Source organism: Pantoea sp. USHLN298 (assembly GCF_037149395.1).
Lineage (GTDB): Bacteria > Pseudomonadota > Gammaproteobacteria > Enterobacterales > Enterobacteriaceae > Pantoea > Pantoea astica.
On record NZ_JBBCRO010000003.1, the window covers coordinates 247644 to 255032 of the forward strand.

Here is a 7389-nt window from a genome sequence, read left to right on the forward strand (position 1 = left end):
ACGTATCGATAAAAAATATGGCACAAAAAGCCAATCTGATTTTGCTACCTTTGTTATCAACGCGTTACATCGGATTACTCTGAAGCACTGAATGATAAAACTTATGCGTCATCAGGTAATACAATAGATCCCGCTATCATCATTTATTTCATTATTACCTTCATTCACCCCGAATGAGATGTTTACCCTATATTTCCCGCCGGACATGTTTGTCCGGCATTTTTTTGCCTGCCATCCGCCGCTACCACTATTTCTGCGTAAACTTGATTTGCCCGGCTGAATTAACATTGTTATTAAGCCGCACAGAAAGTTAATTTCCCCCTTATTTGCCGCTTGCCTGACAATAACTCCGCCCACTTAATTTATCACGGTAATTAAGCAGGCTGAGATAATATCTGGATCGCGGTATTATCGCTCTCTCAGCGATTCTTTAACTTTATTCAGCGGCTTAAGCAGATAATCCATCACCGATTTCTGGCCAGTTTTAATTTCTACATTGGCGACCATACCCGGCACAATCGGGAATTTGCGCCCGGCGCGGTTGGTCAGCTCCGCCTTTTGGGTGCGAACGTAGACGCGATAGTAGTATTGATCGCGCTTAACCTCATCCTGCAGCGTATCCGGCGAGACAATTTCCACCTCGCCTGGCAGATCGCCATAGATAGAGGAGTCGTAGGCGGTGATCTTCACGATTGCCGCCAGGCCAGGCCGGATATAGGCGATATCACGGGGATTGATGCGGGTTTCAATCAGCAACTGATCTTCCAGCGGCACAATCTCCATCAGCTTGCCGCCCGGCTCCAGTACGCCACCGACCGTGGTCACCTGAATATCTTTAACGATGCCGCGCACCGGCGAATAGAGCGTGGCGCGCGTCAGTTGGTCCTCTTTACCCGCCGCGACCTGTAGCTGCGCATCCAGTTCAGCATTGTTTTTAACCTGCTCTTCGTGGGCGCGTACCAGATAGTCATTGCGCGCCTCATCGATTTTGCCGCGCAGATCGCTGACCTGACGCCGCAGGCGGATCACCTCGACCTGGCCGGCCGCGCCTTTAGCCACCAGCGGCTCGGTCAGACGCAGTTCATCCTGCACCAGTTTGAGCGACTGCTGCAGGTTGCTGATGGTTTCCGTCAGATTGCGCCGCCGGGATTCATACAGCTGCCTTTCCCGCAGCACCAGCTGCGGCTCTTTCAGCGTTTCGGCGCTGAATTTCAGCGGCGTACCGGAGAGCTCCGCTTCCAGCCGTTCTGACGAGGCACGCAGCGTACGTACTTTAGCCTGGGCTTCACCGAAATTTGACTGGAAGCGCGTCGGGTCGAGCGTCGCCAGAATCTGCCCTTTCTCGACGATATCGCCCTCATGCACGTTGAGCTGTTTGACGATGCCGCCGTCCAGGCTGTCAATCACCTGCGCCCGGCTGGACGGCGTCACTTTGCCGGTGCCGACGGTCACTTCATCCAGAATGGCGAAGTGCGCCCAGATAAGAAAAATGGCCAGCGCCGCGGTACAGAGCCAGATAATGGCGGACGTGCGGCGTTCATGGCGCGCCAGATCTTTATCAATCATCACCAGACTCATGCGGCATCTCCTTTATTCGGGCCCGGCGCCGGCTGGGCGGCGGTTGAGGTGGCGCGGCGCAGGATCTCGTCACGCGGCCCATCGGCCACTATCCGGCCGTTATCCATTACCACAATGCGATCGACCATCTTCAGCAGCGCCGGACGATGGGTGACCAGAATCAGCGTGCGGCCGCTGATCCAGCCCTGTAGCTGACGTATAACATGCTCCTCTAACTGCTCATCCATCGCGGCCGTCGGCTCATCCAGCAGCACCACCTGCGGCTGGCGCAGGATCATCCGGCTCAGCATCACCATCTGACGCTGTCCACCCGACAGGCCGCGACCCCCTTCATTAATAATGCGATCCAGACTGGCCGCATCCTGCTGCACCAGCGACAGCGCGCCGCTGATGCGCAGCGCCTGCAGCATCTCCTGTTCGCTGGCGTGCGGATTTCCCAGCATCAGGTTTTGCCGCAGCGTGCCAAAGAACAGCCGCGAATCGTGGGATAGCCAGCCGAGCTGGCGACGCAGATCGATTGGATCGATGCGTTCAATATCGACGCCATCGACAATCACCTTGCCCTGGGTCGCCAGCGCCTGACCGGCGAGAATTTTTAGCAGGGTGGATTTGCCGGCACCCACTTTGCCGAGAATGGCGATCTTCTCGCCCGGTTTGATCTGCATTTGCTGAACGTTGAGGACGTTCTTTTCATTCTCTTCGTCGTAGCTGTAGTGCACGTTACGCAGATCGTACTGGCCGGTAAGCGTCGGACAGTGGGCCAGCGTGGCGGCTTCCGGCTGATCGAGCGGTTTCTTCAGCAGCTCATCCAGCCCTTTCATCGCCATTTTGGCGTGCTGCCAGCGGGAAAAGACCATGGTGAGCTGCATCAGCGGCGCGATGGTACGTGAGGAGAGCAGGCTACAGGCGACCAGGGTACCGGTGGTGATTTGCGAATCGAGTATCAGGTAGACCCCAAACACCAGCATCCCGGCGTAGGTGAGCTGCTGCACCGTCGAGGCCCAGCCGGTCAGCCGCGCGCCCCATAAGCGTTGCTGGTTACTGATTGCAGCGCTGACTTCGTGCGTCTGTTCCCACTGGCGCTGAAAATAGGGTTCCGCCTGCAGCGCTTTAATATCTTCTATGCCTTCAATGGTTTCCACCAGCACCGCATTACGCAGCGCCCCTTCCCGCAGCCCCTCTTTCGCCAGCCGCGCCATCGGGATCTGCACCAGCATGCCAGGAATAACGATCAGCGGAATCGCTGCCAGCGGGATCAGCACCAGCCAGCCACCGATAAATGACATGATGAACAGGAACAGGATAACAAACGGCAGATCGGCGGCGGCCCCTACCGTGGTCGAAGTCAGCAGTTCACGCACCTGATCGATTTCGCGCAGTTGCGATATAAATGAGCCGGTCGATTTTGGCCGCGCTTCATTACGGATGCTCATCGCCCGGGCAAACAGCATGGCGGAGACTTTCAGGTCGATGCGTTTACCCATTAAGTCAGAGACCTGCGTTCGCATCAGGCGGATCAGATACTCAATCGCCGCCGCAATCAGTACCCCGACAAACAGCACCCAGAGCGTCGCCTGCGACTGCGCCGGGATCACCCGATCGTAGACCTGCATCGAGAACAGGATCCCGGCCAGCGCCAGCACGTTGCTGATCACCGACGCCAGTGAGATCTCGGTAATGCGTCGCCCCATACCGCGAAAATTCTTCCAGAACCAGTGCGGCTCATAGGGCTGAACAAACTCATCGATGCGCGCATCGCGACCGCGCGCCGCCACGCCGATTACCCCGACATCGCCCTGGCTGCGGGTCAGCAGTTCGGACAGCGCCCCTTCACGCACCACGTCCCCGCCTTCACTCAGCCAGTAGCGCGCGCTGCCGTCGGGATCGATGCCTTCCAGCACCGCCACGCTGCTGTTTTCCAGCACCAGCACCACCGGGGTGATCTCCTGACGCCAGCGCAGCTTGTTTTGCGGCACCATGGTCAGATGCAGCCCGAGCAGTCCGGAGAGACGTTCAAGCTGCTGCGCCACCGGCAGATGTTCAAACCAGCGCATCTGCTGGCGTAGGGTTTTGCCGTCGGCAGGCTTACCGAAGCGTGCCGCCACGCGCAGCATGGCGGCAATCCAGTTTTCGGTATTCAGATTTTGTGCATTCATCGTTAATGCCTTTTAATACGCAAGCTCGCTATTGCAGCGAAGGAAGGAGATCGCCGCTGCTGCGCTGACGATCGATACCCAGGATATCCAGCAGATTGTCGACCGCCGCGGCGTAGCGCACGGTGGCATCCCAGCCATCGTAAAGCGCGGTGATGCGCGAACTGTCCGCCTGAAACACATCCTGTTCCACGCTCAGCAGATCGTTCAGGCTGCGCTTACTGAGCCGATACTCATCGGCGTAGACGTTTCGGGTATGGTCGGCGCTGGCCAGCTGTACTTCACCGGCCGCCTGGCGCTGCTGCGCACCAATCATGTCGGCATAGGCGGTAGAAGCATTCTGATTGATGGTCAGTTTGGCCTGCTGCACTGCCGCCTGCGCCGCTTCACGATCGCCTTCAGCGGATTGCGTTCTGGCATTCACTATCCCGCCCTGATAGAGCGGCGCTTCAACCTGAAGCTGGACTTCATCATCCCAGTAGGACTGGCGATCGTTTTCATAACGGGTCCGGCCCGCCTGAACTTTGATGGTCGGCCAGTGGCCAGACTGCGCCTGACGCACCCGCTCGCGGGCTGCTTCCTGTTTCGCCTGGGCGCTGCGCACCGCTGCGCTGTTGGCGTAGGCAATTTTATCGAGGGTAATCTGCTGGTTCAGCAGCGCCTGCGGCAACTCCGGCAGCGCAGCCGGTACCACGCCGGTCAGCACCGTCAGCTGCGCTTTGGCCGAACGCAGCTGCGCCCGATACTGTTCCAGCGTGGCATGCATGGCGGCGATGCGGGTCTCCGCCTGTAACACGTCCGATTGTGAGTTGAGGCCGGCATCGGCGCGCAGTCGGGCGATATCCCGTACCCGCTCCAGAGAGGCGATATTGGTATGGGCCGTCTCCGCCAGCGCCTGGTAACGTTTAACTTCCAGATAGGCCTGTAACGTATCTTCCGCCACGGTGGTCATGGAGTCGAACAGGCCAAAGAGATAGGCATCGGACAAGGCGTGCTGTTCATCGATGGCTCCGCCGGTGCGGCCAAAATCGTACAGCAACTGACTGAGCATAATGCCGCCGGACCCATTGTTATTCAGGCTGCCGGCGGAGTCGGTCTGATGAGATCGGCCTGCCGCACCCTGCAAAGAGATCTGCGGATACCAGGCACTTTTAGCGGCGTCGAGATCGCCTTCACCGACGTGGATTTGAGCGGCCGCTTCCGAGATTTTCGGGTTGCGGGCGAAAGCGCGGAGGATGGCGTCACGCAGCGTTAAGGTGGCTATCTGTTCTTCGCTGGGGGCGGCTCGCCAGTTAAATTCAGCTTTGGGCAAGGGTGCGGCAATGGCCGCGGGCAACACTACGCCATTCAGGGCGCATAACAAAAAGGTCAATCGCGCTTTGTTCATTATGTTTACCAACAGGGGTTCTTATCATCATGGTGTTTTCCCGGTGAACAAAGAGTGCAAAACGGTGCGCCGTCACGGGCTCTCGCCTCATTGAACTGCGTCATTTAATTTATGGATCGTAAGCCAGACGCTAAACGACCTTTAACATTATTAGATCATAACCCTGGCTTCTTCCTGCTAAATATCGATGAAATAATTAATTATTTTGTCAATAGCGTAAAATTTAAGCAGCAGAGATTCACCCGCCAATCCAGACGGGCTTAACTAACCCGTCCGGAAGGCAGTACCTGAACTAATGTGTTGTGGGTCAGACCAGCGGATGCGCGGCAGCGTGTTGCCACAGATGATCGGCAAGCGTGTAAGGTGATTCGGCGACCAGATTGCTGTCGTGGGCCGCAGCGGCAGGAGACGACGCGGCGGCCGTCAGGGTTTCCGCCTCACCGTTCGGGCTGAGCCTCTCCAGCAGCTGATCTACCGCCAGTGCATTGAGCGTCGCGGCGGTGTCACTATGTGATGCCACCGTTACCGTCTGGCTGGCGCTGGCCAGATTACCGGCGCTGTCTTTGGCGCTCACCGTCATCTGATATTCACCATCATCCAGCGGGGCCAGTTGCCCGGCCAGAATGGTCAGCGCCCAGCCCCCATCGGCTTTCACACTGGCACTGTAGTGCTGATCGCCGAGGCTTAACTGCACCAGGCTGCCCGGTTCCAGATGAGTCGAGCTGCCCTGGATCAGATGCCAGTTATTGACATCGGCGGCGTCGATCCGGTTATCGTCGAACGGGGTCTCCAGCGTCAGGGTCGGGCGTTGATGGATTGCCACGGTAAACAGCTCACTGTAGGTCTGGCTGTCGCTGTTGCCATAGTCATCCCAGCGATTAAAGGTGGCGGATACCGGGCCATCCGGTAACGCCTGCAGATCGCTGGTGCTCAGGGTGACCATGCCTTTGCTGTCCGGCTGATAGGTTTTGCCATTGAGTACCATTTCATTGGCCCCTTCGACATACAGACTGAGATCGTGCTGCGCCTCCTGAGCGTTGAGGATCATATCGCCACCAATATTCATCTCGATATAGATCGGAATAAAACCGGTTTTGATATTCAGCTCATGGCTGGCATCGGTGTAGTTGTTGGCACCGTCAATCGACCAGGCGCGGATCTCGCCAACGTTAATAAAGGCGTGGACATCCGCCGCCGGTATCACCACCTGCCAGTGTCCCTCCTCGCTAACCGTGGCGGCGTAATCTTTCTCATTGGCACCGGTAATCACCAGCCGCTGGCCCGGCATCACGGTCGAGAGCGTGCCGCTCAGCAGCAGATCCTGCTGGGTTTCCGCCAGATTGATCACGTCGTCGGCCGTCACCTTGTCGAAGCTAATCTGCGGCAGGCTGCTCAGATGGGTAATCAGGGTGAGCTGATGCGTTTCGGTGGCGCTATTGCCATTAGGGTCCTTCGCGCTGACCTGCAAACTGTAGACCCCATCCTGCAAGGCTTTCAGATCGCTTTCATTGAAGTTGCCGGTCCATTTGCCTTCACTGTCGACAAGGGCGGTGGTGGTGAGGCTGCCCAGGGTCAGCGTGACCCGTCCGCCCGCCGCCAGATGCGTGCCGCTGCCGCTGATCTCCACGCCATAGACGCTCTCCTCAATGTTGACCGCATCATCTTTACTGATGGTGTCGACCGTCAGGGTCGGCTTAATGCTGCGATCGGCATAGAGACCGAAATCGACCGTGGTATCGGTGCTGTTCCCGGCTTTATCGGTGATGGTCAGCGTCAGGGTGTGATTACCGTCCGGTAGGCCTTTCAAAACCTCGGCGGGCATCGAGGCGTTCCAGTAGCCCCATTGATTGACGGTGCTGTGCCAGCTCTGATCGTTAAAAGTCAGGGTGACGGTTGAGCCCGCTTCTCCCACCGCCTGGCCGCGCAGATGAACCGGGTTCCGGGCTTCCCAGTTAGCGATCACGCCATCTGCAGCGATCGGTTCATAGGGCCGCAGCGCAGCGGGTGGCTGGGTATCCGCGGCGGTGCTGACCGCCAGCGCAGAGAGATTGATCGGTGAGCTTAGCGCCGTCTCCGCTGACGTGCCGGCAACAGCCAGCGAAAGAGGGTCACTGGCGGTCGGGGCGACATCGGGCGTGGCGGGCACGGCAAATTCACTTACCGCGGTCTGAAAAATGGATTCGAGCCGGACGGCACGAAGCGTATCACGTTGTGACATAGGTAACCTCAATTCAGAACAGGAACGCAGGCGAAAACCATCAGATAAACTGA

4 protein-coding genes are annotated in these 7389 nt (G+C 57.9%); all 4 read right to left on the reverse strand.

Going from position 1 to position 7389, the window contains the following annotated elements; genetic code table 11:
* Nucleotides 1-408: 408 nt before the first annotated feature.
* Nucleotides 409-1578: an HlyD family efflux transporter periplasmic adaptor subunit gene (locus WFK59_RS09140; protein ID WP_293003156.1), complete on the reverse strand. Its 1170-nt coding sequence runs from the start codon at nucleotides 1576-1578 to the stop codon at nucleotides 409-411.
* Nucleotides 1575-3734 carry a type I secretion system permease/ATPase gene (locus tag WFK59_RS09145; RefSeq protein WP_336755638.1) on the reverse strand — a complete coding sequence of 720 codons (2160 nt, stop codon included), beginning with the start codon at nucleotides 3732-3734 and terminating at the stop codon, nucleotides 1575-1577. The genes WFK59_RS09140 and WFK59_RS09145 overlap by 4 nt, the downstream gene beginning before the upstream one ends.
* Nucleotides 3735-3762: 28 nt before the next feature.
* A complete protein-coding gene (locus WFK59_RS09150; RefSeq protein ID WP_233987553.1) occupies nucleotides 3763-5118 on the reverse strand; it encodes a TolC family outer membrane protein in 1356 nt (451 codons plus the stop codon).
* 307 nt (nucleotides 5119-5425) lie between these two features.
* The gene (locus tag WFK59_RS09155; protein WP_336755639.1) at nucleotides 5426-7336 is read right to left on the reverse strand and encodes an Ig-like domain-containing protein; all 1911 of its coding nucleotides are present in this window, start codon (nucleotides 7334-7336) and stop codon (nucleotides 5426-5428) included.
* Nucleotides 7337-7389 lie beyond the last annotated feature (53 nt).